The 23,770-nt window shown below is 71.8% G+C and carries 21 protein-coding genes; 12 read left to right on the top strand and 9 right to left on the bottom strand.

Going from position 1 to position 23,770, the window contains the following annotated elements; translation table 11 throughout:
* A complete protein-coding gene (gene fxsA / locus CP984_RS01130; protein ID WP_003984998.1) occupies positions 1 to 588 on the top strand; it encodes an FxsA family membrane protein in 588 nt (195 codons plus the stop codon).
* Between the two features lie 466 nt (positions 589 to 1,054).
* Here fxsA and CP984_RS01125 read toward each other — a convergent pair whose 3' ends face one another.
* The 4 genes from CP984_RS01125 to yczE all read right to left on the bottom strand — a co-directional run bounded on the left by CP984_RS01125 (position 1,055) and on the right by yczE (position 4,590).
* Complete coding sequence (locus tag CP984_RS01125; protein ID WP_003984999.1) at positions 1,055 to 1,438, bottom strand: RNA polymerase-binding protein RbpA; 384 nt, start codon at positions 1,436 to 1,438, stop codon at positions 1,055 to 1,057.
* Positions 1,439 to 1,830: 392 nt separating this feature from the next.
* Positions 1,831 to 2,652, bottom strand: a complete 822-nt coding sequence (locus CP984_RS01120) for a glycerophosphodiester phosphodiesterase family protein (RefSeq protein ID WP_003985000.1) — start codon at positions 2,650 to 2,652, stop codon at positions 1,831 to 1,833.
* Positions 2,653 to 2,779: 127 nt separating this feature from the next.
* On the bottom strand, positions 2,780 to 3,706 hold the full coding sequence (locus CP984_RS01115; protein ID WP_003985001.1) for an LLM class F420-dependent oxidoreductase: 927 nt from the start codon (positions 3,704 to 3,706) through the stop codon (positions 2,780 to 2,782).
* Positions 3,707 to 3,876: 170 nt separating this feature from the next.
* Positions 3,877 to 4,590 carry a membrane protein YczE gene (gene yczE / locus CP984_RS01110; protein ID WP_226048583.1) on the bottom strand — a complete coding sequence of 238 codons (714 nt, stop codon included), beginning with the start codon at positions 4,588 to 4,590 and terminating at the stop codon, positions 3,877 to 3,879.
* A gap of 109 nt (positions 4,591 to 4,699) precedes the next feature.
* Here yczE and CP984_RS01105 point away from each other — a divergent pair, with 109 nt between their 5' ends.
* Positions 4,700 to 6,202 carry an SCO1417 family PLP biosynthesis transcription factor gene (locus CP984_RS01105; RefSeq protein ID WP_003985003.1) on the top strand — a complete coding sequence of 501 codons (1,503 nt, stop codon included), beginning with the start codon at positions 4,700 to 4,702 and terminating at the stop codon, positions 6,200 to 6,202.
* Between the two features lie 34 nt (positions 6,203 to 6,236).
* Here the strand turns inward: CP984_RS01105 and CP984_RS01100 are convergent, their stop codons facing one another.
* The 4 genes from CP984_RS01100 to CP984_RS01080 all read right to left on the bottom strand — a co-directional run bounded on the left by CP984_RS01100 (position 6,237) and on the right by CP984_RS01080 (position 10,390).
* Positions 6,237 to 6,767, bottom strand: a complete 531-nt coding sequence (locus CP984_RS01100) for an HAD domain-containing protein (RefSeq protein WP_030191251.1) — start codon at positions 6,765 to 6,767, stop codon at positions 6,237 to 6,239.
* 414 nt (positions 6,768 to 7,181) lie between these two features.
* Entirely contained in the window at positions 7,182 to 9,140 is a 1,959-nt protein-coding gene (locus tag CP984_RS01090) for a hypothetical protein (RefSeq protein WP_003985006.1), read from the bottom strand.
* 62 nt (positions 9,141 to 9,202) lie between these two features.
* Entirely contained in the window at positions 9,203 to 9,397 is a 195-nt protein-coding gene (locus tag CP984_RS01085; RefSeq protein WP_003985007.1) for a hypothetical protein, read from the bottom strand.
* A gap of 306 nt (positions 9,398 to 9,703) precedes the next feature.
* Entirely contained in the window at positions 9,704 to 10,390 is a 687-nt protein-coding gene (locus CP984_RS01080; protein WP_202480496.1) for a helix-turn-helix domain-containing protein, read from the bottom strand.
* 405 nt (positions 10,391 to 10,795) lie between these two features.
* Here CP984_RS01080 and CP984_RS01075 point away from each other — a divergent pair, with 405 nt between their 5' ends.
* The 7 genes from CP984_RS01075 to CP984_RS01045 all read left to right on the top strand — a co-directional run bounded on the left by CP984_RS01075 (position 10,796) and on the right by CP984_RS01045 (position 17,677).
* Entirely contained in the window at positions 10,796 to 11,674 is an 879-nt protein-coding gene (locus CP984_RS01075; RefSeq protein WP_030191261.1) for a DMT family transporter, read from the top strand.
* 55 nt (positions 11,675 to 11,729) lie between these two features.
* Complete coding sequence (locus CP984_RS01070) at positions 11,730 to 12,266, top strand: GNAT family N-acetyltransferase (protein WP_003985011.1); 537 nt, start codon at positions 11,730 to 11,732, stop codon at positions 12,264 to 12,266.
* On the top strand, positions 12,184 to 12,891 hold the full coding sequence (locus CP984_RS01065) for a serine hydrolase (RefSeq protein WP_078575836.1): 708 nt from the start codon (positions 12,184 to 12,186) through the stop codon (positions 12,889 to 12,891). Before CP984_RS01070 ends, CP984_RS01065 begins: the two co-directional genes overlap by 83 nt.
* Before the next feature lie 185 nt (positions 12,892 to 13,076).
* The gene (locus tag CP984_RS01060) at positions 13,077 to 14,714 is read left to right on the top strand and encodes a DUF2079 domain-containing protein (protein ID WP_226048582.1); all 1,638 of its coding nucleotides are present in this window, start codon (positions 13,077 to 13,079) and stop codon (positions 14,712 to 14,714) included.
* Positions 14,715 to 14,849: 135 nt separating this feature from the next.
* Positions 14,850 to 15,050, top strand: a complete 201-nt coding sequence (locus CP984_RS01055; RefSeq protein WP_030191267.1) for a DUF1918 domain-containing protein — start codon at positions 14,850 to 14,852, stop codon at positions 15,048 to 15,050.
* A 220-nt stretch (positions 15,051 to 15,270) separates the two neighbouring features.
* Complete coding sequence (locus tag CP984_RS01050; RefSeq protein WP_003985015.1) at positions 15,271 to 15,501, top strand: cold-shock protein; 231 nt, start codon at positions 15,271 to 15,273, stop codon at positions 15,499 to 15,501.
* 250 nt (positions 15,502 to 15,751) lie between these two features.
* On the top strand, positions 15,752 to 17,677 hold the full coding sequence (locus CP984_RS01045) for a SpoIIE family protein phosphatase (RefSeq protein ID WP_052412569.1): 1,926 nt from the start codon (positions 15,752 to 15,754) through the stop codon (positions 17,675 to 17,677).
* A 219-nt stretch (positions 17,678 to 17,896) separates the two neighbouring features.
* On the opposite strand, the gene CP984_RS01040 is transcribed toward CP984_RS01045, so the two are convergent.
* Positions 17,897 to 19,000 (bottom strand): hemopexin repeat-containing protein, encoded by a 1,104-nt coding sequence (locus CP984_RS01040; protein WP_003986053.1) that lies wholly within the window; start codon positions 18,998 to 19,000, stop codon positions 17,897 to 17,899.
* A 350-nt stretch (positions 19,001 to 19,350) separates the two neighbouring features.
* Between CP984_RS01040 and CP984_RS01035 the strand changes: the two genes are divergently transcribed.
* The 3 genes from CP984_RS01035 to CP984_RS01025 all read left to right on the top strand — a co-directional run bounded on the left by CP984_RS01035 (position 19,351) and on the right by CP984_RS01025 (position 23,742).
* Positions 19,351 to 19,833: a hypothetical protein gene (locus CP984_RS01035; protein ID WP_003986052.1), complete on the top strand. Its 483-nt coding sequence runs from the start codon at positions 19,351 to 19,353 to the stop codon at positions 19,831 to 19,833.
* Between the two features lie 117 nt (positions 19,834 to 19,950).
* Positions 19,951 to 22,092 carry a hypothetical protein gene (locus CP984_RS01030; RefSeq protein WP_003986051.1) on the top strand — a complete coding sequence of 714 codons (2,142 nt, stop codon included), beginning with the start codon at positions 19,951 to 19,953 and terminating at the stop codon, positions 22,090 to 22,092.
* A gap of 21 nt (positions 22,093 to 22,113) precedes the next feature.
* Positions 22,114 to 23,742 carry an ABC transporter substrate-binding protein gene (locus CP984_RS01025; protein ID WP_003986050.1) on the top strand — a complete coding sequence of 543 codons (1,629 nt, stop codon included), beginning with the start codon at positions 22,114 to 22,116 and terminating at the stop codon, positions 23,740 to 23,742.
* Positions 23,743 to 23,770 lie beyond the last annotated feature (28 nt).

Below are 23,770 nucleotides of genomic sequence, written 5' to 3'. Positions count from 1 at the left end.
ATGACGTTCGCAGCCACGCCGCCGCCCCGGTCCCGCCCGCCCCAGCGCTCGCGCGCCCGCCGGTTCGTCCCCTTGGGCGTCGCCGCCTGGGTGGTGCTGGAGATATGGCTGCTCACTCTTGTCGCCGACGCGGCGGGCGGACTGACGGTCCTTCTGCTGCTGGTCGCGGGCGTGGTCGCGGGCGGCTACGTGATCAAGCGGGCCGGCCGCCGGGCCTGGAAGAACCTCACCGAGAGCGTGCAGCAGGGCGGCCCCGCGGCCTCCGGGACGTCCGCCGGCCCCGAAGAGCAGAAGTCCTCGGGCAGCGGCAACACGCTGCCCATGCTCGGCGGCCTCCTGCTGATGTTCCCCGGCCTGCTCTCCGACGCCGCCGGGCTGCTCTGCCTCTTCCCGCCCACCCGCAAACTGCTCCACCGCCGCGCTGAGCGCCTGCTGACCCGCCAGGTCCGCTACACCCCGGGCGGGCTCGGCGATGCCTTCCAGCAGGCCCGTATGCACCAGCAGGACGGCAAGATCGTGCAGGGTGAGGTGATCCGCGAGGACGAGCCGCCGTCCCCGCGCCGCGACGACCCGCAGCTGCCGCGCTGAAGGGGCGGTAACTGACGGCGGGGGAGGGCCCCTTGGATACGGGGGCGCACACAGCGCGTGCGGTGTGTGGCACTCCGTAGCGGTGCGGCTGGGCCTGTCCCGGCCCGATGCGTTTGGGCGCCCCGCCGTACGAATGCGTGAGGCACTCCGCCGTATGAGAAAGCCCCGGCCAGTCGGGGGTACTGGCCGGGGCGGTCCGAAGGGCGGATACCGATGGCGGTCGCCTCTCGGCGAAAGGCTCCGTGGGGCTTCAGCCGAACGATCGTCCCCACGGGCGAATGGTGAGGCCCGGGGACACTGTCCCACCGGCACCCGCGACCGGTACAGCGCTGTGGCGGCCCGGATGATTCCGTGGGCCGGGAGTGACCTCGCGCACACCCCTGCCGGGCCGCCGAGGTGCGAAAACGGGCCGGGGCCACTGCGTGGTGCAGTGGCCCCGGCCCGTACGCGGTCGTGCGTCCGTTCGTCAGGCGGACTTGCGACTGTTGTTGTTGTCGCGCGGGTGCACGGCAATGTTCATGGTTCCGGAACGCAGGACGGCCAGCCGCTCGGCCAGCACCTCCTCCAGCTCCTCGCGGGTGCGCCGCTCCATGAGCATGTCCCAGTGCGTACGCGCGGGCTTGCCCTTCTTCTCTTCAGGGCCATCGCCATCCACCAGGAGGGCTTGTGCACCACATACCTTGCACTCCCACTCCGACGGAATCTCGGCCTCTACCGAGAACGGCATCTCGAATCGATGTCCGTTCTGGCATGCGTACTCCACCGCCTGGCGCGGGGCCAGGTCGATGCCGCGGTCGGTCTCGTAGCTGGTCACCACAAGTCGCGTGCCGCGAAGAGCTCGCTCACTCATGAATCGTGCCTCCCGGGCTTGTCGCCCACAGGACAGGTGTCGCTGTCGTCGTCATCCGGTCAACGTCCGGTCGGCGGTGAAGATTCCCGATACCGGGATATGTGCCCACCCGTCGCCCACCACCGCCTGATGGAGGCGCTGCGCGCCGCTGCCTTCCTTCGTGCCGCCCCTTGTTGTACCCACCAATGCCCGGTTTGTCACATCTGGCAGCAGATGTCACCCAGCGCTTTCTACAGTTCAGCGCGCAGTAACGGTCCGCCTGGTGAGCCAAAGGCGTACACTACCGGCCCGCAGCCGCCATCCGTAAATCAGGGTCCCCATCGCCGGGGCCATGGGGCTCTGGTAACAGCTCGTCAGAGCGGCGCGGACCCGCTCCGCCGGGCGTACGGGCCTCACTCGGCGGGCCAGGAGTCCCGGGCGGTCAGCACCTTCCGCAGGGCCGCGAGGTCATCGGTCATGATCCCGTCGACCCCGAGGTCCAGCAGCGCCGCCATCCGCCGCGGATCATTCACCGTCCACACATGCACCTGCAAACGCCGCACGTGCGCGGCCCGGATCAGCAGCGGATCCACCACCCGGATCCCGGACTGCCGCTCCGGCACCTGCACACAGACCGCGTTGCGCCGGACCGCCGCCCCCAGCAGCCGGTCCAGGGGTACGCCCCGGCCGTACGAGCGCATCCGCAGCCCCAGCACGCCGCGCGTCCCGAGCGAGGTCGCCAGCCGGGGGCCGGCCAGCCGCTGCGCCCGCGCGACCCGGGCCTCCGAGAACGACCCGACACACACCCGGTCCCAGGCGTCCGTACGGCGCAGCAGGTCCAGCAGCGGCCGCAGTGCCGCCTCCGCCTTGATGTCGACATTCCAGCGGGCCTGCGGAAACTCCTCCAGCAGCTCCTCGAAGAGCGGCAGCGGCTCCCGCCCGGCCACCCGCGCCCGGCGGACCGCCCGCCAGGGAAGGCGGCCGATCGCGCCGCCGCTGTCCGTGACCCGGTCCAGCGTCGCGTCGTGGAAGGCCACGAGCCGGCCGTCCGACGTGGCGTGCACATCGGTCTCCAGGTAGCGGTAGCCGAGCGCCACCGCGCGCCGGAAGGCCGCGGCGGTGTTCTCCAGCCCGTCCGCCGCGCCGCCCCGGTGGGCGAAGGCGAGCGGAACCGGATGGTCGAGATAGGGGTGGCGTACGGGGAAGCCGCGGCCGGCCAACTGCTGGGAGCGCATTGGCCAGAGGATATACAGGGCGGGTGTACGGCGCGTCGGCAACCGGCCACGGGGCGGCGTCCGTGGCGTGACCGGCCGGCGACGGGGCCGTACCGGTGCACGCGGGGCGCGTCCGGCCCGCCCGCCGTCAGCGCAGCGTCTCTCCCGGAAGGTCGAAGATCCGCTCGGCCGCGGTCTCCAGCTGGGCGAGGTCGTGCCGGGGGCTCTCCTCCGGCGGGACCGGCCCGGCGTAGCTCGACAGGAACGTGTCGAGGACGACGTACGGGACGTCCAGCTCCGCCAGTGCGGCCAGGTCGGCGCGGACCTGGTCGACCGTCCCGTGCCCCGGCAGGCGGGACGCCGCGTCCACCGGCCGCTCCGTGAGGTGCAGCGCGATCCGCGGCGTCACCGCGGGCGTCGGGCGGCCGGCCGCCTCCGCCGCGGCCTCCAGGACCGGCAGCCGCTCGCGGATCGCGTCCGCGCCCAGCGTGTACGGGTGCCAGGCGTCCCCGAAGCGTCCGGCACGGCGCAGCGCGGCGTCACTGAGGCCGCCGACCCAGACCGGCGGGTGCGGGCGGCGCACCGGGGCGGGCCCGGTGGTGATGCCGGAGTACGCGGCGTGCTCGCCCCGGAAGGAGACGACCGACTGTGTCCAGTGCTCCTTGATGCAGGTCAGATACTCGTCGGTGATCCGACCGCGGGCCGCGAAGTCGATGCCGAGCGCCTCGTACTCCTGCCGCGACCAGCCGATGCCCACCCCGAACACGAGCCGGCCGCCGCTGAACCGGTCCAGGTTGGCCGTCACACGGGCGGTCTGGAGCGGGTACCGGTACGGGAGCACCACCACCGTGGTGCCCAGCTCGATGGTGGTCGTCCGCCCGGCGAGCCAGGCCAGCGTGGTGAACGGGTCGTAGAACGGGGCCGGGAAGGCGTCCGCGACCTCCGGGGGCTGGGTCACATGGTCGGAGATCATCGCCAGGTGGTAGCCGAGTTCCTCGGCGCCGCGCACCCACGTCTCCATGCCCTCGGGGGTGGTGTCCGCCCCGTAGTTGAGGATGTTGACCCCGATCTTCACCCTGCGCTCCCTCCGGTCGGTGCCCACCCGCCGGACAGTAAAAGGCCAGCTCAGGCGGGTGGTTGGCGCGGCGAGCCTAACAGTCGGCAGGGAGCCCGCAAGGAGGTCGGGGGGCCGGCGCCGGGAGGGGCATACGGCGACGAACCGGCACCGACGCAACGAAGTTGGACTCAGCCGTGGGGGAGCGGTGCGGGCTCCGGCGCCGGCGTGGACGACGCCACGATCCGCCCGCCCGGTCCTTCGATGGTGAAGAAGCGCAGCGAGAACTGGGCCAGCGGGCCGATGGCCAGCGCGTACAGCACGGTGCCCACGCCCAGCGAACCCCCGAGCGCGAAACCGGCGGCGAGCACGGTGACCTCGATGCACGTCCGCACGAGGCGCAGCGGCCGGCCCGTACGGTGGTGCAGGCCGGTCATCAGCCCGTCCCGCGGCCCGGGGCCGAAGCGGGCGGAAATGTAGAGCCCGGTCGCCATGCCGTTCAGCAGTATCGCGGTGATCAGCAGCGGGATGCGGACGGCGAGGGCCGAGATGTCCGGTACGAGCGCGAGCGTCGCGTCCATCACCAGGCCCAGGATGACGACGTTGGAGACCGTCCCCAGGCCGGGGCGCTGCCGCAGCGGGATCCACAGGAGCAGGATCAGCGCGCCGGAGACGATGGTGACGGTGCCGATCGACAGGCCCGTATGGCGGGAGATGCCCTGGTTGAGGACGCTCCACGGCTCCAGGCCGAGGCCCGCGCGCAGCTGCAGGCCCATGCTGAGGCCGTAGAGGACCAGCCCGGTGTAGAGGTGGACGAGGCGGCGCGGCAGCCGCCGCCCGGCCGCCCGGTCCTTCCGGGCGCCCTCCTCCCCGCCGCTCTCCCCAGTGGCTGCCGAACTCCGCATGCTGAACAAAATCTTCCCCCTCCTGGCATGATTGGACTGACGCATGACACTCTGTGGCGCGTAGTTGATCAGGTTCCATGGCCAATTCGGGAAAGGTGGACTGCTCGCGATGGCGCAGTGGACTTCAGCGGTAGGCGCGTCGCAACTCGCCCGGCTGCTCCGGTCGCAGGACTCCCGCGACACCGTCACCCCGGCCGGCCGGCGGGTCCCCGCCTACCGCGGCCTCGCGGACGGCGTACGCCTGCTCGTCCTGGAAGGCCGCGTGCCGGTCGCCGCCCGCCTGCCCGCGGAACGCGAGCTGGCCGCCGCGCTCTCCGTGAGCCGTACGACCGTCGCCGCGGCATACGAGGCGCTGCGCGCCGAGGGCTTCCTGGAGTCCCGCCGCGGCTCGGGCAGCTGGACCGCCGTACCCGCCGGGAACCCGCTGCCCACCCGCGGCCTGGAACCGCTGCCGCCGGAAGCCGTCGGCTCCATGATCGACCTCGGCTGCGCCGCCCTCCCGGCCCCCGAACCCTGGCTGACCCGCAGCGTGCAGGGCGCCATGGAGAGCCTTCCGCTGTACGCCCACACCCACGGCGACTACCCGGCCGGGCTGCCCGCCCTCCGCCAGGCGCTCGCCGACCGCTACACGGCGCGCGGCATCCCGACCATGCCCGAACAGATCATGGTCACCACCGGCGCCATGGGCGCGGTCGCCGCCATCTGCCGCCTGCTCACCCGGCCCGGCGAGCGCGTCGCCGTCGACTCCCCCTCGTACGCCAACATCCTCCAGCTGATGCGCGACGCCGGCGCCCGGTTGGTGCCCGTCGCCCTCGCCGACCGGCTCGCGGGCTGGGACATCCCCGCCTGGCGGCAGGTCATGCGGGACGCGGCGCCCCGCATGGCGTACGTCGTCGCCGACTTCCACAACCCGACCGGCACCCTCGCCACCGAGGACCAGCGCCGCCGCCTGGTGGACGCCGCCCGCGCGGCCGGCACGGTCCTGGTCGCCGACGAGACCATGGCCGAACTGCGCCTGGACGACGTCGAACTGCCCCGCTCCGTCTGCGCCTTCGACCCGGCGGGCAGCTCCGTCATCACGGTCGGCTCGGTCAGCAAGGCGTTCTGGGCCGGGATGCGCATCGGCTGGGTACGGGCCGCCCCCGACATCATCCGCAGCCTGGTCGCCGCCCGCGCCTTCGCCGACCTCGGCTCGCCGGTCATCGAACAGCTCGCCATCGTCTCGCTCCTGGAAGGCGACGGCTGGGAACAGGCCGTGGAGATCCGCCGCGCGCAGGCCCGCGAGAACCGCGACGCGATCGTCGCCGCGGTCCGCCGCCACCTGCCCGACTGGGAGTTCAGCGTGCCGCCCGGCGGCCTCACCCTGTGGGCCCGCACCGGTGGCCTCTCCGGCTCCCGGATCGCGGAGGCGGGGGAGCGGCTGGGCGTACGGGTCCCCTCGGGCCCCCGCTTCGGCGTGGACGGCGCGTTCGAGGGTTTCGTCCGCCTCCCGTTCACGGTCAACGGCGCCGTCGCCGAAGAGGCCGCTTCCCGGCTGGCCGTCGCGGCCCACCATGTGGCCACGGGGACGGCCGCGGGGGAGGTCGAGGTGCCGCAGAGTTTTGTGGCTTGAGGGGGCGCCGTGGGGTGGGCGGCGGTCGTCATGGTCAGGGGCTGTCGGTCATGGCCCGCAGCCAGTGGTCGAGGGCGGTGAAGTCGGCGTCCGTGAGGCCCAGTCGGGCATCGACGCGGTGCAGGAGCGCGGGACCCGGGTGGTGCGCCCGCACCCACGTCCGGTCCGCATCGGTGATCTCGTCGTCGACCCAGGCGAACGGGCGGCCGGCGGCCAAGTCGACGAGCGCGTGGGTCTTCCAGTGCACGCCGTCCCGCGGGTCCTCGCCGTCCGGCTCAGGCCAGTCCACCACCGGCAGTTCCGGCAGCCCGAGCCACGGCGCGACGCAGTCGTTCGCATCCGACATCCACGTCGTGGCCCACACCAGCGTGCAGGGGAGCGACGCGAAGCGGGGGCCGTGGGCCGGATCGATTCTGGTGATCAGCGGATTCGCGTCGGCTCCCCGGGGCGCGTGCCCGCTCTCATAGGTCGGATACCCGTCCGGAAGCTGCTCCCTGGTCGCTCCGAAGGGCAGGAGAGGGCCATCCACGTCGAGGAAGAGGAGCGGGAGCCGGGAATCGATCACACCTGAACGGTACCGGGCGGCCAAGTAGTCTTCTTTCCCATGGGCTCGATCATTCCGTTTCTGATCCTGTTCGTTTTCTTCGCCGCCGTCCTGGCGCTCTGCACGGGCTTCGCCGTGCACGTACGCCGTCGCGGCGCCGCGGGCGGGGCCATGAGCGCGGCCCTGGCTTCGTACGAGGAGGCGTTCCGCGCGACATCCCACCAAGCGCATGTGGAGATCCAGGCTCAGGCGGAACGTGAGGCGCCGGTGCTGTCGCCCGACGGCCCCTGGCGACGTGGCCCGGGAGTTGCCGGGCGGGCGGGTACGGAGGGGCGTCGGCCGCTTCGGCCGGGTCCCCGCCGTCCGCGACGGGCCGTCGGCCGCTGGGCGGAACGGCTGAGGCGCGGCCGCTGACCGCCCTTCCGTACGGCCCGGTTACGCGCGCTCGGGCGGGACCGTGGCCTCCTGGGAGGCGGGCGGGGTGCTGGGCGGGGCGGGAGCGACGCCGCCGAAGAGGAGGTCGACGCCGATGGCTCCGCCGGTGCGGGGGGTGTTGTTCGGGGCGGTTGGTTTGGGGGTGGCGGTTGGGTCGGGCTTTGTGGTTGGGGTGGCCGTGGCGGTCGGGCTGAGCGTTTCGTTCGGGCTGGCCGTGGCGGTCGGGTTGGCCGTGGCGGTTGGGTCGGGTGTTCTGTCCGGAGCGGCCGTGCCGTTCGTGACGGCGCCGTTGTCGGCGTCCTCCGTCTCCGCCGTACGATCCGCCCCTGCCGTGTCCACCACGCTTGCCATGTTCGCCGTGCCCACCGTGCCGGCTGCGCCCGCCGCGTCCATGATGGCGGCTGCGTCCACCGTGTCTTCCAAGCCCCACGCGTCCCCCGCCGCCCCCACCGCGGCCGCGCGTTCTGGGAGGAGGGACAGTACGGCCTGCCGGTGTGCTTCGCTCGTGGCGTCGTCGAACGGGTCGGGAGTGACCGGGACTTGGAGGCGGTGCACCGGGCCGCTGCCGAGGCGGGCGTAGCCGCGGCCCGGCGGTACGTCGGCGGCCGGGGTGGTGTGCGGCGGCGCCCCGAGCACCGCCTCCACCTCCTCCGGCGCGGCCGGTCCGAGCACGACCCGGGCCCGGGTGTGCGTGAGCACCGGCTCGCTCAGCATCCCGGCGCAGTCGATCTGGTCGGCCACCACCACCGTCACGTACGCGGCCCGGCCGTGCCGCAACGGCACTTGCAGCAACCGCTGCGGGTCCTCCCGGCCTTCGGCCGCCGCGAGGTGGGCCAGCGCGGTCGGCCGGTCGATGATGATCCACAGGGGCCAGCGGATGTCGTCCGGGGCCTGCTGCCCGGCCTGCCGCGCGCGGTTGGCGGTGATCAGCCGCCGCTCGGTCTCGTGCGCCGCCCACTCCAGTGTCGCCATGGCCCCGGACAGCCCCGTCTCGACGCCCATGACGCCGGTCCGGCCCGCCAGGCACGCGTACTCGCCGGTACCGTTGCCGTCGATCACCAGGACGTCGCCGTAGAACAGGGCCTGGAGCGCGATGGATCGCAGCAGGGTCGTGGCGCCCGCGCCCGGCCGGCCCAGCACGAGCAGATGCGGCTCGGTCGAGCGCAGCCCGGTCCGCCAGATCACCGGCGGCTCGTCCCGCGTCGCCTCCCCGGCCGTCACCGGCAGCGTCCGCTGCACCGCGTCCGGGTCGGTGAACCCGAGGACGGTCTCCCCGTGCGTCGTCACGAACTGCTGCGCCGCGATGTCCGTGGGCAGCGGGGGCAGTACCGTCAGGGTCAGCTGGTTCGCCTCCTCGTCCCAGGCGAAGTGGTACTCCCGGCCGCGGCCCGACTTGGCGTGCAGCACCTGCTCGATGCGGGCCCGGGACGCGGCGTCGCCGTCGGTGAAGTACGGCGGGTACTTCAGCGTGAACCGGGACGGCCGCCCGGCCTCGTCGAACTCGTAGTCCGAGAAGACGCTCTCCCAGTCCCCGTCGTGGGCGTACAGGGGAGTGGGGTCGCCCTCGATCGCGAAGTACGGGACGAGGGCCTCGTACAGCGCCCGCAACCGGTCGGTCTCGGCGTCCGCGAGACCGGCGGGCTCCTCCGCGGATCGTTCCCGCCCCGCCCAGGCCGCCGCGCCCATGAGCGTGACCAGCGCGAGCAGCGGGCCGTACGGCACCAGCGCCACCGCCAGGACACTGCCGGCGGCCATGAACAGCAGCGAGCCCCGCCGGTCCTCGGGCGTGTCGGACCAGCGCCGCCGTCCGGCGGCCAGCAGCCGGCGCAGACCCCGGCTGATCATGATCAGCGGGTGGAACACGTCGGCGGCGCTGTCCGCGGCGCTGCGTGCGAACTCGCGGCCGCGCGCGACCGGCGTGCTGTCGGTCAGGATGCGGGGCAGTGGGCGCCGGGTCACATCGTCTCCTGGTGGTTCGTGACGCGGAGGGTGCGGTGGGTGCGCTGGGGACGGGGGCGCGGTCAGAGCTTGAGACCGCCCAGGAGGTTGGCCAGGCTCGCACCGCCGGCCTTGATGCTCGGGGCGATCGCGGAACCCGCGAGGTAGAACCCGAAGAGCGCGCAGACGAGGGCGTGGGACACCTTCAGCCCGTCCTTGCGGAAGAACAGAAAGACGATGATGCCGAGCAGAACGACGCCGGAGATGGACAGAATCATGGAGTTCTCTCCTCGGTGTGGGGACGGTCACCATGAGTCCTTCCAGCCTCACAGCAAGTATCAAGCCGCAAAAAGCTGCGAACGGGTGATTCTTCGGGTAAACCCCCCACCCGGAGCAATCGAACTGTCCCCGCGCCCCTCGGGGCCCACATAATTGCAGGTCAGGTAGGTGCCGGTGGGTCGGGAGGCGGGCGGCGTACGCAGCGGGACGTAGTCGCCGTCACCCCGCCCGCCGGCAAGGAAATGAGGTAGGCCCGAAGCCGAGGCGGTCGGCTGCTTCCCGGCCTCCACTCAGGTGGTCCCTCTTCAAGCCCACCCCCGACGTATCGCCTCGGCCCCGGCGCGGAAGCGGCTGTTGGTTTGGAGGAGGGTGAGGAGTTCGTTCACGCGGCGGCTGTAGGTGCGTGGGGACAGGGACAGGCGGGCGCCGGCCGCGTCGTCGGTGAGGCCGGCGAGCAGGCAGTCGAGAACCGGGAGCAGGTGGGCGGGCGGTCCGTCGGTGCGTTCGTGGGCTGCCGGGTCCTCGCTGGTCTTCCACCAGGAGCGGTGGGCGCGCACCAGCGCCCGTACCACCACCGGGTCCCGGATGATCGGCAGCCCGTTGAAGAAGGCGTCCAGGTCGGTGGGGAGGATGGCGACCGTACGGTCCATGACGGCCATGCGGAAGGGGATCTCGCGCATGACCCGGGCGTGGCCGCCGCTCTTCCAGGCGAAGGTGCCCAGCTCGGTGTCGTTGACCAGCCCGCGGCGGGAGGCGAGTTGGCGCACCGTCGGCACCCGGTCGACGGCCGTGCGCACGAGCGAAGCGGCACGTGCCAGGAGCCGTTCGGATATCTGCTGCTCCAGGCCGCCGGAAGGATCGTGCAGGCTCAGCAGCTCGCGCCGGGTGCCGGCGAGCAGCCGCGCCATCACCTCGCCCGCCTCCCGGCCGCCGCGCACGCGCTGGGCGGGCGGCCGGGCCTGCTGATCGATGTCGAACCGCGACTCGTTCATGAACGCGGCGAGTTCCTCACGTGTCCGCGTGCGCTCGTTCGCGCATGCCGGATATGCGGTGAACCCCATAGCCGAACCCCCGTTCTCGGCCCCAGTAGCCTCGTTACAAAGAGTAGCGGACGAAGGGCACTTGGTGACGGGTGGTCGCGGATTGAACCGCTGGCGAGTTCACGCCACCCCCACCCCTCACCCTCCGCCGTCACCCTTGACCACCGCCTTCGCTGCCACCCCACCGGCACGGAGAGGCGCACATGGCCGCACGTAGCCGCGCCTGGAGCCGGCGGGAGAGCCGATCGTGTGATCGACGGCTCGTCGCGGTGCTGCGGTTCCGGCACGCTTGACCGGTCTGGCACCGTGGGGGCAGTGGCGGCCGGTGACCGCTGCGCCGGACCGCAGGAGCCCTTTGTGTCAGCTGTGCTCTCCGCGCTGTTCGCCCTGCTGACGGCCGTGGCCAATGCTACGGGCACCGTGCTGCAGCGGATCGCGGCACGCAAGGTGCCGCCGGGCGACGCCTTCAGTGTCCGGCTGGTCCGGCACCTGCTGCGCAGCCCGGCGTGGCTGGGCGGCATCGCCGTCATCGTCGGCGCCGCGGCGTGCCAGGCGCTCGCCCTGACCCTGGGATCGCTGTCCCTGGTGCAGCCCATCCTGGTGCTGGAACTGCCGTTCACGCTGCTCATCGCCTCTGCGGTGGCCCGGCGCCGACTGCCCGCGATCGGCTGGGCGGCGTCGGTCATGGTGGCCGCCGGGCTCGGCCTGGGGCTGGCCGCCGCCGCGCCGTCCGGCGGCGGCACCGAGGTCTCCGCCGGGAAGTGGGTGCTCACCCTGGTGGCCGCCGTGGGCGCCATGGCCGCGTGCGTACTGGCCGCCCTGCCGCGGCCACGGGGCAAAGCGCGCGCCGCGTTCTTCAGCTCCGCCTCCGCGATCGGCTACGCGCTGACCGCGACGCTGATGAAGGCCGCGACCGACACCTTCGACCGGCACGGACCGGGCGCGTTCTTCGCCTCCTGGCAGACGTACGCCTTCGTCGCGGCGGGCGCGTGCGCGCTGTTCCTGCTGGCCAACGCCATGGAGTCCGGCCCGCTGGTCGCCTCGCAGCCCGCCCTGACCCTCGGTGAGGCGCTGGTCAGCCTGGCTCTCGGCATCGTGGTGTACGGGGAACGGGTGCGTACGGGATGGTGGCTGGTCCCGGCAGCGGTAGGGGCGGTTATGGTCACCTGGGGCATCGTCGTACTGCCACGGGCCGATACGGAGGACGCGGACGGTGCGGAGCCGTCCGCGACCTGATGGCGGGCGCGCGTAAGGGGCGACGGGGCCTCGGGGCGAGGGGGCGGAGGATTCGATGATCACCTGGCGACGGCTCGCCGAAGCCGACTTCCCGCTGGTGCGCCGCTGGCTGGAGCAGCCGCACATCGCGCGCTGGTGGAACCACGAGACCTCGCCGGAGGCGGTGGCACGCGACTTCGGCCCGGTCGCCAGGGGCGAAGAGCCGTCGGAGGACCTGCTCGTCCTCCTCGACGGCCGGCCCTTCGGCCTCGTCCAGCCCTCCCGGTTCGCCGACTACCCCGACTACCGGGCCGAGCTGGCCGCCCTGACCGAGGTGCCGGGGGAAGCGATGACACTCGACTACCTCATAGGCGATCGCGGCCAGGTGGGGCGGGGGCACGGTCCGCGCATGATCCGTGCGGTCGTACGGGCGACGTGGGACGACCACCCGCACGCACCGGCCGTCCTGATCCCCGTACCGGTCGCCAACCGGGCATCGTGGCGCACCCTGGAGAAGGCCGGTCTGCGCCGTGTCGCGGAAGGCGAACTCGAACCGGACAGCCCCACGGCCGGCCGCGCCCACTACGTCTATCGCGTGGAACGGCCGGGATGAGCGGGTAGGGGGCTCCAGTTGGGCGAACCGAAGGCCCTCACTCTTCGAGCCGCGCCGCGATCCCGACTGCCCCGACCGCTGGTCGGTCTCCTCCGACGGGTGGGGCCTGGGCTGGTCGCTGTATGACTGGAACGGCATCCGCGGGTACGGCCACGACGGCGCGTCGGTCGGGCAGTACGCGTATCTGCGCGTGGTGCCGGAGGCCGGTGTGGCCATAGCCCTGCTGACCAACGGCGGCAGTGCCCGCCGGCTCTGCGACGCGCTGTTCAGGGAACTGCTCGGCGAGCTCGCCGGGGTGCGGATGCCCGAGCCCTTCGGGCCGCCCGCACGGCCTCCCGTGGTGGACGTGACGCCGTACCTCGGCACCTACCGGCGCGCGGGCGTCGTCATCACCCTCTCCGAACGCGCCGGCACGCCGCATCTGACCTATGCGTTCGTCGAGGGAATGGCGCACTTCCACCCGCCACTCGAAATGGATGTGGTGCCGGTCTCCGAGACGGTGTTCGCGGCGCGCGGCGACGGCTCCTCCGTCAGTGAGGACTGGATGCCGGTGGTCTTCGCGACGCTGCGGGACGGCACTCCTTGTGCGTACATGGCGATGCGGGCGGCGCCGAAGGTGGGATGAGGGCCGCGGAACGGGGAGTGGCGGATGAAGCCCTAATTCCGGGATGGTGCGGGCGGTGGCATTCCGGGCCGTCCGCGCGGGAGTCGGTGCAGTGCCGGATGTCTTCACCCGGTGCGGGAAACAACGTCCGGAAAACGCTGCCTGGAACGTGCCGGTCCGCCAACTTCGATCATTAAAGTGCGCTGGTGATCATCGAGCCGCTCGTCATTACGGAAAGAACCGACCATCCGCGTACACATTCCGGCCTTTCCGGCCTGCGCGGGAAACTCCGCGCCCGCCTTCCCGCGTCCTCATGGCCGACCCTCCTGTGTTTCGCCGTCACCTGCGGGCTGGGTCTCCAGATGTGGCACACGGTGGGTGTCGGCGGATTCGACCTCGGCATCTTCGACCAGGGCGTGCGCGCGTACGCCCGCTTCGAGCTGCCGCGCTCCGAAATCAAGAATGTGCACCATGAGTTCCCGCCGCTGGTCTCCCTCCTCGGCGACCATTTCTCGCCGGTCCTGGCGCTGTTGGCCCCGCTGTACTGGGTGGGGAACGACCCGCGGGTGCTGATACTGGCCCAGTCCGCGCTGTTCGCCGCCGGGACACCGGTCGTCCGCCGGATGGCCTTGCGCTGTTTCGCCCACGCGGTACCGGCGACGCGCGATCGGGCGGCCTTTCTGGCCGCCCTTTCCTACGCGGTCGGCTGGCCGCTGCTGATGGCGGCCCGTAACGGCTTCCACGAAGTGGCCTTCGCGGTTCCGCTCACGCTCCTCATGCTGGAGCGCGGCCTCGCCCGGCGCTATGGCGCGGTGTGCGTCTGCGCCGTCCTCCTGTGCCTGACGAAGGAGGACCTCGGCCTCGTCGTGGGTGTATACGGCGCCGTTCTGCTGTGGCGCAACCGGCGCGGCGGCGGGGGCCGCGCCCGGCTGACGGGCGCGGCCCTTCTGGTGCTCGGACCGGCCATGACGGCCGTGACGGTGGGTGCGCTGATACCGGCGATGGGCGGGCCCCGGCAGTATTACTGGAGTTACGGTGAAGTCGGCGCGGATTTCGTCGAATTGGCGCATCGCGCCGTGACCGATCCGGGCGCCTTCCTCGCCGTCGCATTCGGCACCCCGGTGAAAGCCGGGCTGATCCTCTGGCTCGTGGCCACGCTGCTGTTCCTGCCGCTCGGCTCGGCCACGACGCTGTGTGCCCTCCCGCTGATCGCCGAACGCGTCCTGTCCGACAATCCCCACCACTGGCCGATCATCCACCATTACGATGCTTTCGCCTGGCCGTTCCTGCTGACCGCGGCGGTGGAAACCGCCGCGCGCATTCACCGCGCGGCGCAGGGGGAAGGGCGGGCATTTCGGCGGCGAGTGGCCGTGGGCGGGGTGTGCGCGGTGGGGCTCAACGCGGTGGTCGCCTGCTGCCTCGGCCTCGCCGCGCTGGTGAACCCGCATCATTGGGTGCCCTCCGCGCGTGGCCAGGCTCTGACCGAGGCCGCCGAGCGGGTACCGGACGGAGCGACGGTGGAGGCGGACAACAATGTGGCCGTACGGCTGACAGCACGTACCCGTACGATGATTCTCGACGCGGCGCCGCGCGGCGCCGACTATGTCGTCCTGCAAACCGCGGAGACCACTTTCCCGTTCACCTCGCCCGCGCAGCTGAAACAGCGCCAGGAACTGCTTCTGGCGAACGGCTACCGACGTATCTGGGCCAAAGGCGATGTGGCGCTCCTGTGCCGGGTGGACAGGACGGCTGTGGTTCCCGGCACGCGCGTACCCGGGCCGGACAGTACACCGGTGAAAGACGTGCCCGACCCGGCGTTGGGCAGGAGCCTGTTCACCGGATGAGCCGACGCGGATTCGGCCGCAACCACCTGAATGCCCCGCGCTGTGCGCACTCTGCCGTTCCGCGGGCACCACTAGGGTTTCCCCCGCAGAAGTGCGGTTTTACCAAGGGTTCGGACTTTGCAGAGAGGGTGCCGCATGCACGCCAGTAAGGGAGACCGCCTGGTGGTCCACGGGCGGGCCGTCGGGAACAGCGACCGCGTGGTGGAGATCGTCGAGGTGCTGGGAAAGGACGGCAATCCGCCGTACCGGGTCCGCGCGGACAACGGGCACGAGACGATCATGACGCCCGGCCCGGACAGCGTCGTCGACAACCGCCGGGGCGGCGAACGCTCCTGAGCCGACGCGCCGGGGCGGCCGAATCCCGGCGCGGGCCTGGGCGCGGACGCGGGCCCGGGCACCGGCACAGGCTCCGGAGCAAGGACGCCGTACGCCTGGATGAGGGGCTGTCCGGGCGCCGGGCGCGAGCTACGTGCGCCGGTGAGTGCGCTCCCTTAACCACCGGTGAGGGGGCACTCGTTGGGTGTACCGACCGCTCCGCCCGGCAGAGGTGATCGTTGTGCCCCATGGCATCGTCAAATGGTTCGACCATGAACGTGGTGCCGGCCTGGTCGCCCAGAGCGGCGGCGGCCCGGACGTGCTGGCCTACCGTTCGGCGATCCAGGGGGCCGAAGGGGCCCGAACGCTGCTGTCGGGGGAGAGCGTCTCCTTCAACCTCGTCGAGGACTTCGAAGGCATCCGGGCGGAGAACATCTACCGCCTCCGGCCGCAGGACCGCTCCCCGTCCTGAACAGGCCCCGCCGGATCAGTCCGGATCCATACGGAATCGGGCGGGAAAGTGGCAGGGCTCGGGCCAGTAGCGTCCAAAACTGAACAAACCCATTGAGGTCGCCCCGTGCGTGCTCCAATAACCGCACCCTCCGCAGGCATGGGTCTGCGGGGACGGCGGGGACCTGTCCGGGGGCCGGCCGCGGGTGCCGTAACGGCGAGTGTCACACCCGTTGCCCGGGAGCGGATGCGTCAGGCGAGATGAGGCACCGATGACGGCAATGGAGGCCCTGCGGAACGCCGCGGGCGAGCAGGGACTGTTCCGAGGGCTGGTGGAGTCCTCCCAGGACGCGATTTTGATCAAGACGTTGGACGGGCAGGTCACGTTCTGGAACGCGGCGGCGCAGCGGTTGTACGGGTATCGGGCGCAGGAGGTGGTGGGGCGGCACATCGGGTTGCTGATTCCGCCGGATCTGAAGGATGAGGAGGCGGATCTGCTGGAGCGGATCGGCCGGGGTGAGCGGATCGAGCATTACGAGACCCGGCGGACCACCAGTGACGGCCGGGTCCTGGACGTGGACGTGTCGCTGTGGCCGATCCGTACGCGGCAGGGCGTCGTCAACGCGGCCTGTTCCCTCACCCGGGACATCGGCGAACGCAAACGGTCCGAGGCGCGCATCGACGAGCTGGCCGTGGTGGTGGAGTCCTCCCAGGACGCGATTTTGATCAAGACGTTGGACGGGCAGGTCACGTTCTGGAACGCGGCGGCGCAGCGGTTGTACGGGTATCGGGCGCAGGAGGTGGTGGGGCGGCACATCGGGTTGCTGATTCCGCCGGATCTGAAGGATGAGGAGGCGGATCTGCTGGAGCGGATCGGCCGGGGTGAGCGGATCGAGCATTACGAGACCCGGCGGACCACCAGCGACGGCCGGGTCCTCGACGTCGACGTGACGCTGTGGCCGATCCGCAACCGTAACGGCGTCATCACCGGCGCCTGTTCCACGGTGCGCGACATCACCGAGCGCAAGAAGGCTGAACGGGAACTGGCCGAACTGTACGCGCAGCAGCGGCACATCGCGCTGGCCCTGCGCCTGATGGGCGCCTCCGAACAGATCCCCGGCGCCCGCGCCGCCACCCGCTATCTGCCCTCCACCCAGGGGCAGGGGGTGGGCGGCGACTGGCTCGACCTGATCGATCTCGGCGCCGGGCGGGTCGGCGTGATCATAGGGGATGTCATGGGGCGCGGCCTGGACGCGGCCGTCGTCATGGGGCAGCTGCGCTCCGCCGCCCGCGCGCTGGCACTGGCCGGGACCCCGCCGTGCGAGCTGATCCAGACGCTGGACACGTTCACGCGCGGGCTGCCGGAACAGTTCGTCACCTGCACCTACCTGGAGGCCGACCCGGCGCTCGGCGAGGTGACCGCCTGCTCGGCCGGACACCTGCCGGTCTGGCTCGTCGCGCCCGACGGAACGGTCAGCGCCCTGCCGGTGCCGACCGGCATCCCGCTCGGCGTGGGCGGCGTACCGCACCAGCAGGTACGGTTGCCGTTGCGCGCCGGAACGACCCTGGCCCTCTACACCGACGGCCTGGTGGAAACGCCCCACAGCGACATCGACGCGCAACTGGACCTGCTCACCGCCACCTTGCGGGAGGTCTTCGCCACCACCCCGGACCTGGAGGGCGCCGCCGACCGCGTCCTGCACACGATGCTGCCCGGCACCGCCACGTACGCCGACGACGTGACCCTTCTGCTGGTCGGCTTCCCCGCCGCCCCGCTGGACACCACGACGGCCGAACTGGCCGGCCGGCCGTCGTCGGTCCCCGAAGGGCGGCACTTCCTGCGGCGGACGCTGCGGTGGTGGGGCCTGACCGCACTCGCCGACACCGCGCTGCTGCTGGTCTCGGAGCTGCTGACCAACGCGGTCCGTCACGCGCCCGGGCCGCTGGCCCTGCGCGTCTGGTACAGCGCCCGCGAGTTGGGGGTGGAGGTCTCGGACGGCAGCACCCCGCGGCCGCGGGCCCGGCTGGCGGACAACGCGGAGGAGAACGGCCGCGGCCTGATGCTGGTCGAGGCGCTGGCCGACGCCTGGGGCACCCGCCCCGGCCCGACCGGAAAGACCGTGTGGTTCACCCTCCTGACGGCCGCCGCGCAGACCGCCGGCACCCCGCCGCGCGACCCGGCTGGGCTGTCCGGGTGATCGTCGCCACGGTGTGCATGGCGGCATCCGCGGCGGGCAGTATCGACTCGCCTCGTTCCTCGGGGAAGAAGAACGAGGCCCAGGCGGGCCGGGGTCGTTCGGCGGTAAAAGGCCGGTGACGACGGCGCCCCGGTCCGCCCCCTCCAGCAGCGGAGGCCGGAGAGCGCAAGGCCGGTTCCCACCGTGAGCACCCCACGGCGGGGACCGGCCAGGCGTGGTTCAGCTCGCCGGGGTGATGGTGATGTCGACGGTGACGTGTCCGTCGTCGCTGCTCACGGTGTAGGAGCCGTTGCCGGTGAAGTCCTTGGTGTCGCGGGCGAGGAAGTCGTCGCCGCTGGTCAGGTCGTATTCGTCGACCCAGAAGCCGACCTTGGCGATGTCGTTCGCGGTGAAGGGCAGGTTCATGGACGGGGCCGCGCTGTTGCGGGTCGGGGTGGAGTTTCCCTGGTTCTTCTGGGTCCAGATCCGGAAGTGGCTGCCGTCCTTGAGGTCCAGCCGGATCGAGCCGTAGGGCTCGGGTTCGTATTCGCCGTCGTTGACGAAGGTGATCCGGAAGTCGGCGCGTGCCTTGACCGGCGGGTAGGCCGGGGCGGGCGTGGCGGCGGTGAACTCGGTGCCCTTGAGGCCGGGCCACATGTCGGAGATGCCGCGGGCGCCGCTCAGCGGCTTCCACTCGTCGAGGTCGAACTGGAGCACCTGGTCGCCCTTGACGAAGTAGCACAGCCGGCGTTTGGTCCCGGCCAGCACCGCGGGCGGGATGATCTGGTAGACCACCGCGTCGAGGTCCCGGTCGAGCCCGGCCTCCTTCAGCCCGGGCCACTTGGCGGCGATGCTGTAGGGGCCGCCGCTGACCCGGTCCGTGAGGGCGTCGTAGGTGACGAACTTGTCACCCTTGAAGAAGTAGTACGTGTCCACGGTCCCGAAGGGGACGTCTTGCTGATCCAGGAACGCGGCGTCGAGGTCGCGCTCGAACCCGGCGTCCTTCATGCCCGGCCACAGCGGGGCGATTTCCAGGGGGCCGTAGAGGATCTGCTCGTTCGCCACGTCGTAGCGCACGTACTGGTCGCCCCGGAAGATGTAGAGGTAGTCCTTCTCGATCGGCAGGTCCATCGCCATGGGGTTGAGGCGCCACGAGAACGGGACGGCCGCGTCGATGGCGGTGGCGAACTGGGTGTCCTGCAGGCCCGGCCAGCCCGTGCTGATGGCCCGGGGGCCGACGCGCACGACGTTGTCGGTGAGGCTGTAGAGCAGGTACTGATCACCCAGGAACATGTACGTGTCCCACTTGAGCTGGGAGCGGTTGAAGGTGGCCTGGATCGTCATGGATCCTCCAAGACGCCAGGGGCGGGATGTCCGGCACAGCCCGGTTGCCGTACCGCGCTGCCGCCCATCGCCTGGGACGTTAGGAGCCCCGCCGGGCGAAGCCGCCGACGCCCACCACGAGCTTTCCCGGGCCGGGTGACGATCTCTGCCGGATTTCCTCCCGGAAGCGCAGAAAGCCCGCAGCGCGAATCTGTCCGATACCGGTACATATCACTTCTTCCTCAGCCACCCGGGCACTCCGCCGGGCCCCTGGCGGCGCTGGCATCTCTCTTCGCTGCGGGACGAGAAGCAAACAAAGTGTTCACAATAAATCGTTGACAGTGATCTGTGCCGGGCCCCATGCTCAACGCATGTCCTCCACACCCGAAACCCCGGAAACCTCCGACCAGGGCAATGCGCCCGGCACGGACCCCTTCGAGCTGCCGGACCCGCAACAGGCGCGTGCGCAGCGGGTGCATGCGTCGCTGTTCCGGATCGCGGAGCGGCACGCGGCGACCGACGCACAGCGCGCGCGGCAGGTGCACCCGACGGTTCTCGCGCCGCACGAAGCCGTCCGGCTGGTGGCGTTCCTGATGAGCGGGGCGGCGCGGCGGGACGAGGGCGAACCGGAGGTGGACCGGGCGGACATCACCGCGGCGCTGAGCCTGCTGCCGCTGGTGCGCGGAGAGCTGGACGAGCTGGAGGCCGGACTGCTGCGGATGGCGCGCGGGCGCGGCATGACCTGGCCCGACGTGGCCTTCGGCCTGGGGCTGGGCACCCCGCAGGCCGCCCGGCAGCGCTACGAGCGGCTGGTCGGCCGTACCCGCGCCGAGGGCGAGGCCGAAGAGGAGTGACCGAGGGGCGGGTCCCGGCCGCGGTTTCGGCCGGGCGAATCTCTCCCTAAAGCCCGGAGTGCTGCACTAATCTGACGTGTCATCACAGCGGTGCGGACAGGACGCCTCGGGGGGCCCGTGCCTGACGATCTCGGATTCGACAAGCTGCTCGATGACGACGGCTTGCTGGCCCGGCTGCTGGGCAAGACCCGCGCCGGGCGCAACCGGAAGCCGCTCTACGGCCCGGACCTGCCCGTGGTCCTGCTCGTCGGCGGCCCCGGCATGGGCAAGGGGCGGCTTCTGCGGTGCGTGCGCGGCGAGTTCGGCCGCCATGTGCCGACGGCGCACGTGGACTGCGACCTCACCATGTACCGGGAGCAGGCGGAGCAGCAGGCGCGGACCCGTTCGGTGACAACCGAGGTGTTGCGCGAGGTGGCCCGGCAGTTCGGCGCGTGGCAGGGCGACGGCGGGCCGGTCGCCACACCGCGCCTGTACGCGGGGCTGGCGGCGGTCGCGGCCAGCGATCCGCTCGCCGACACGGCCACCCTGGTCAGCGAGGTGCAGCGGCACGACGAACTGCTGCCGCGCGGCTCCTTCTGGCGCGGCGTGCTGAACCGGGCGGGCCGGGCCTACGCCGGCGTCGTCGCCGGGCTGGTGGCCCACCCCGGGGCCGTACCGTTCATCAACGCCGTGCTCGACGAACTGCTCGCCCGTACCTCCCAGGAGGGCAAGGCCGTGCTGGCGGCGTGCTACGGCGAGTACACCGGCGCCGGCGGCCACCCCAAGCTGGGGCTGCATTCGCTGGCCTCGCACTTCCAGCAGGGCGGCGAGGCGCGCGAGGTCGCGGAGGGCTTCCTGTTCCGCGCGCTGCGGGCGGACCTCGAGGCCGCGTACGTATCGCTTCTCGGCCGTCTCTCCCGCGCGGGCCGCCCGGCCCTGCTGCTGGACCACGCGGACAACGCCCTGGGCAGGCGGCTGCTGAAGCCCGTACTGGAGGACCGGGAGCGGGGGCTGTACGACCGGCTGGTCGTCATGGCGACCGCCCGGCGCGCGGACGGCGGACGGTTCCTGTACCACGCCGGGGACCCCGCTGGCACGGGCGACGACGCGCCGGTGAGCTGGCGGCCCACCGACGGCGGACTGCCGCAGTGGAGCCGCCCGGCCGGCGGCGTGCCCGGCCTCACCCCGCTGTCGCGGGGCGTCCTCCTCGTGCGGATGCCGGTGCTGACCCGGGACCAGCAGTCGCGCGAGACCGCCCGCTTGCAGATGCGGCAGGAGGGGGCCGCCAACGCCGCCCGGTTCCGTATCGACAGCGGTATCCACCGGCTGAGCGGCGGGCGCCCGCTGTTCGTGTCCCGGCTGGGCGAGGCGACCGCGTCCCTGTCGTTCCGGGAGCCCGACGACGGCACCGACTGGGCCCTGCTGGACGCCCGGGTGCGCGCGGGCGAGGAAGCGGAGGGCCGCCCGGTGGCGGACCTCCTGCTGGACGAGCTGATCAGCCGGCAGCCGCCGGAGGACCTGCCGCCCGAACAGCGCGGCCACTGGCTCGACCTGCTCAGCCATCTGTCGGTGGCACACGACACCGCATGCGCGCAGGTCCTGATGCGTGAGGTGCAGGCGGGCCGGGACGAGCGCCTGTCGGCGTACCGGATCGCGGAACTGCTCGGCGACAGCGGCTGGCCGCACTGCCCCCGCCACTTCATCGGGGACCTCGGCCTGCGCCGCCTGCTCATGCGGCGCCTCCACCGCCTGCGGCCGGACGGCGCGGCCTGGCGCGGCGACCACCTGCTGCTGCGCGACCACTACCGGGCCCTGGACGAAGCGGCCACCGACGAGCATTTCGGCTCGGCCGCCGCCCACGCCATGCACCACCACCTTGCCGCCGCCGGCGACGCCGATACGGTCACGGACTACCTCGACCGCACGTTCCTCACCCGCAGTGCGCGGCAGTGGTGCGAAGAACTGCTGGCCATCGGGGAGGCGCCGCTGCTGGGCGGCCCCGACGACCGGCGGGCCCGCGCCCTGGGCGACGCGGAGATCGCCGGAGACGTGCGGCGCAAGCGCATCGACCGGCTGCTGCACGCCGTACGGCTCTGCGAGGACCGTACGCAGACCCTCGACGACGCCGTGACCGACACCCTGCCCAAGCTGCTGGAACGGCTGGGGGAGGAGCCCGAGGCCGGGGCGGGGACGCTGACGCACACGGCCCGCGACTTCAGCGACCGGCTCGCCGGCAAGCAGCCGCTCAGACCGTGTACGTGCACGAGACACATCGGCTAGCTGACAGGGGAGGGTGCGGCGGTGCTGAACTGGCTTTACAACACGTTCTGGGCCACCTTGATCCGCAAGGTCTGCACGGTGCTCGTCGTACTGGCCGTCGTCGTCCCTCTCGCCCTCATCCTTCCGGGGCGGATCGGCGCGCCCGAATACTGTGCGGAAGGGGTCGAGCGGAGCGCCGGTGAATGCGTCGGCGTCAGCGGCTCCGGCTACGACTTCGGGACCGGGGAGATCCGGGAGGTGGCTCGCGCGATCGGCGCGGAGAACAAACGTATCTCCGAGCAGGAACGGGACCTTGTCACCATCGCGATGATGCTGCCCCTGCAACCGAAGTCAGCCGCCGAACGCAAACAGCTCCGCAGCGAATTGCAGGGCGCCTATCTGGCGCAGTGGCGGGCCAACCGTACGGAGAACAAGCCCCTGTTGCGGCTGGTGCTGGCCAATCCCGGCGCCGATTACGCCCAGCAGGACAAGGTGGTGGACCGGCTCGCCGCGATGGCGGATTCCCGGCGCGACAACCTGCGGGCCGTCACCGGGTTCAACCTCAGCCTCGGCAATACCAAGGCGGCCATCGACCGGCTGACCAATGAACTCCACATCCCGGTGCTCGCCAGCCGGGTCAGCGCCGACGAGATCGCCAATGCCGACAACGGGGGCAACAGGCTGAAGTTTCCGGGGCTGGCCCGGATCGTTCCCACCAACCGGCAGCAGGCGGCCGCGCTCGCCGATTTCCACGGCGGGCTCAGGGACGCGGAAACCGTCCTGGTCAAGGACATGCGACCGAACGACATCTACGACGAGTCGCTCGCCAAGGCGTTCAGCCGGCCGGAACCGGGCCCGCCAGGACCGAAGGACCAGGTGTTCACCTCGCCCGGCATCAACGATCCGGGCGACACCGGAAACGACTTCACGCTGATCGGGCACAACATCTGCGAATCCGACGCGAAAGTCGTCTATTTCGCGGGGCGTCCGGTCCATCTGCGGCTGTTCGCCCTGAAACTGGCCGAGGTGCCGTGCCACGGAAAGAAATACACGATCGTCAGCGGGTCGGGCGCGGCGACGCTGGACCGCTACCTGAGCGCGGCCGACTGGGAGAAACTGCGGGGTGACGACGGGGGCGGTTCCACGATCACCGTGCAGTACGCGGCCCCCGGCCACCCGGACGCCTGGAACGCGTCCCTGCGCCAGTGGGAGAAGGAGCAGCGAGCGCGCACGGACCGGGCACCGGCGGCCGGGGACCGGCCGGCGTACCTGACGGAACCACAGAAGGAGTTGCGGGAACTGAAGGGCCTGATCCGGCGGCAGGACGCGGGTGACATCGGGGACGTGGACCTGGAGGATTCCCGGACGATGCTGGTCCACGACGGCGTACGCGCCATCGCCGCCGCCGTCTTCCTGGCCAACTCCCAGGCCGCCGGCACGGTGCCGACACGGACCCGCGTCGCCGCCCAGTGGCCGCGCCTGGAGGCCCGGTACCGGGTGAAGGGCACCAGCGGCTGGATATGCCTGACCAACGGGGGCAACGCCTACGACAAACCGGTGGCCGTGGTGAGGCTGGACCCGGCCACCCGGCGAGTGGCGTTCGTCGGACTGGGCTGGCCGGAGAAGAAGCCGCAGCCGGCCGACTGCGTGGTGCCCAGCGGTACCGGCTGAGGCGCGCCGGAGAAAGAACCGGCTGGTC

Origin of the sequence: Streptomyces rimosus (genome assembly GCF_008704655.1) — a bacterium.
GTDB lineage: Bacteria > Actinomycetota > Actinomycetes > Streptomycetales > Streptomycetaceae > Streptomyces > Streptomyces rimosus.
This window is presented reverse-complemented; position numbering and strand designations above follow the sequence as displayed.

Coding starts and splice junctions, on each gene's coding strand:
- yczE (WP_226048583.1), bottom strand. CDS start 4,590: ATGCGGAGTTCGGCAGCCACTGGGGAGAGCGGCGGGGAGGAGGGCGCC.
- CP984_RS01045 (WP_052412569.1), top strand. CDS start 15,752: ATGACGGCAATGGAGGCCCTGCGGAACGCCGCGGGCGAGCAGGGACTG.
- CP984_RS01040 (WP_003986053.1), bottom strand. CDS start 19,000: ATGACGATCCAGGCCACCTTCAACCGCTCCCAGCTCAAGTGGGACACG.
- CP984_RS01080 (WP_202480496.1), bottom strand. CDS start 10,390: ATGAACGAGTCGCGGTTCGACATCGATCAGCAGGCCCGGCCGCCCGCC.
- CP984_RS01035 (WP_003986052.1), top strand. CDS start 19,351: ATGTCCTCCACACCCGAAACCCCGGAAACCTCCGACCAGGGCAATGCG.
- CP984_RS01055 (WP_030191267.1), top strand. CDS start 14,850: ATGCACGCCAGTAAGGGAGACCGCCTGGTGGTCCACGGGCGGGCCGTC.
- CP984_RS01070 (WP_003985011.1), top strand. CDS start 11,730: ATGATCACCTGGCGACGGCTCGCCGAAGCCGACTTCCCGCTGGTGCGC.
- fxsA (WP_003984998.1), top strand. CDS start 1: ATGACGTTCGCAGCCACGCCGCCGCCCCGGTCCCGCCCGCCCCAGCGC.
- CP984_RS01125 (WP_003984999.1), bottom strand. CDS start 1,438: ATGAGTGAGCGAGCTCTTCGCGGCACGCGACTTGTGGTGACCAGCTAC.
- CP984_RS01085 (WP_003985007.1), bottom strand. CDS start 9,397: ATGATTCTGTCCATCTCCGGCGTCGTTCTGCTCGGCATCATCGTCTTT.
- CP984_RS01120 (WP_003985000.1), bottom strand. CDS start 2,652: ATGCGCTCCCAGCAGTTGGCCGGCCGCGGCTTCCCCGTACGCCACCCC.
- CP984_RS01105 (WP_003985003.1), top strand. CDS start 4,700: ATGGCGCAGTGGACTTCAGCGGTAGGCGCGTCGCAACTCGCCCGGCTG.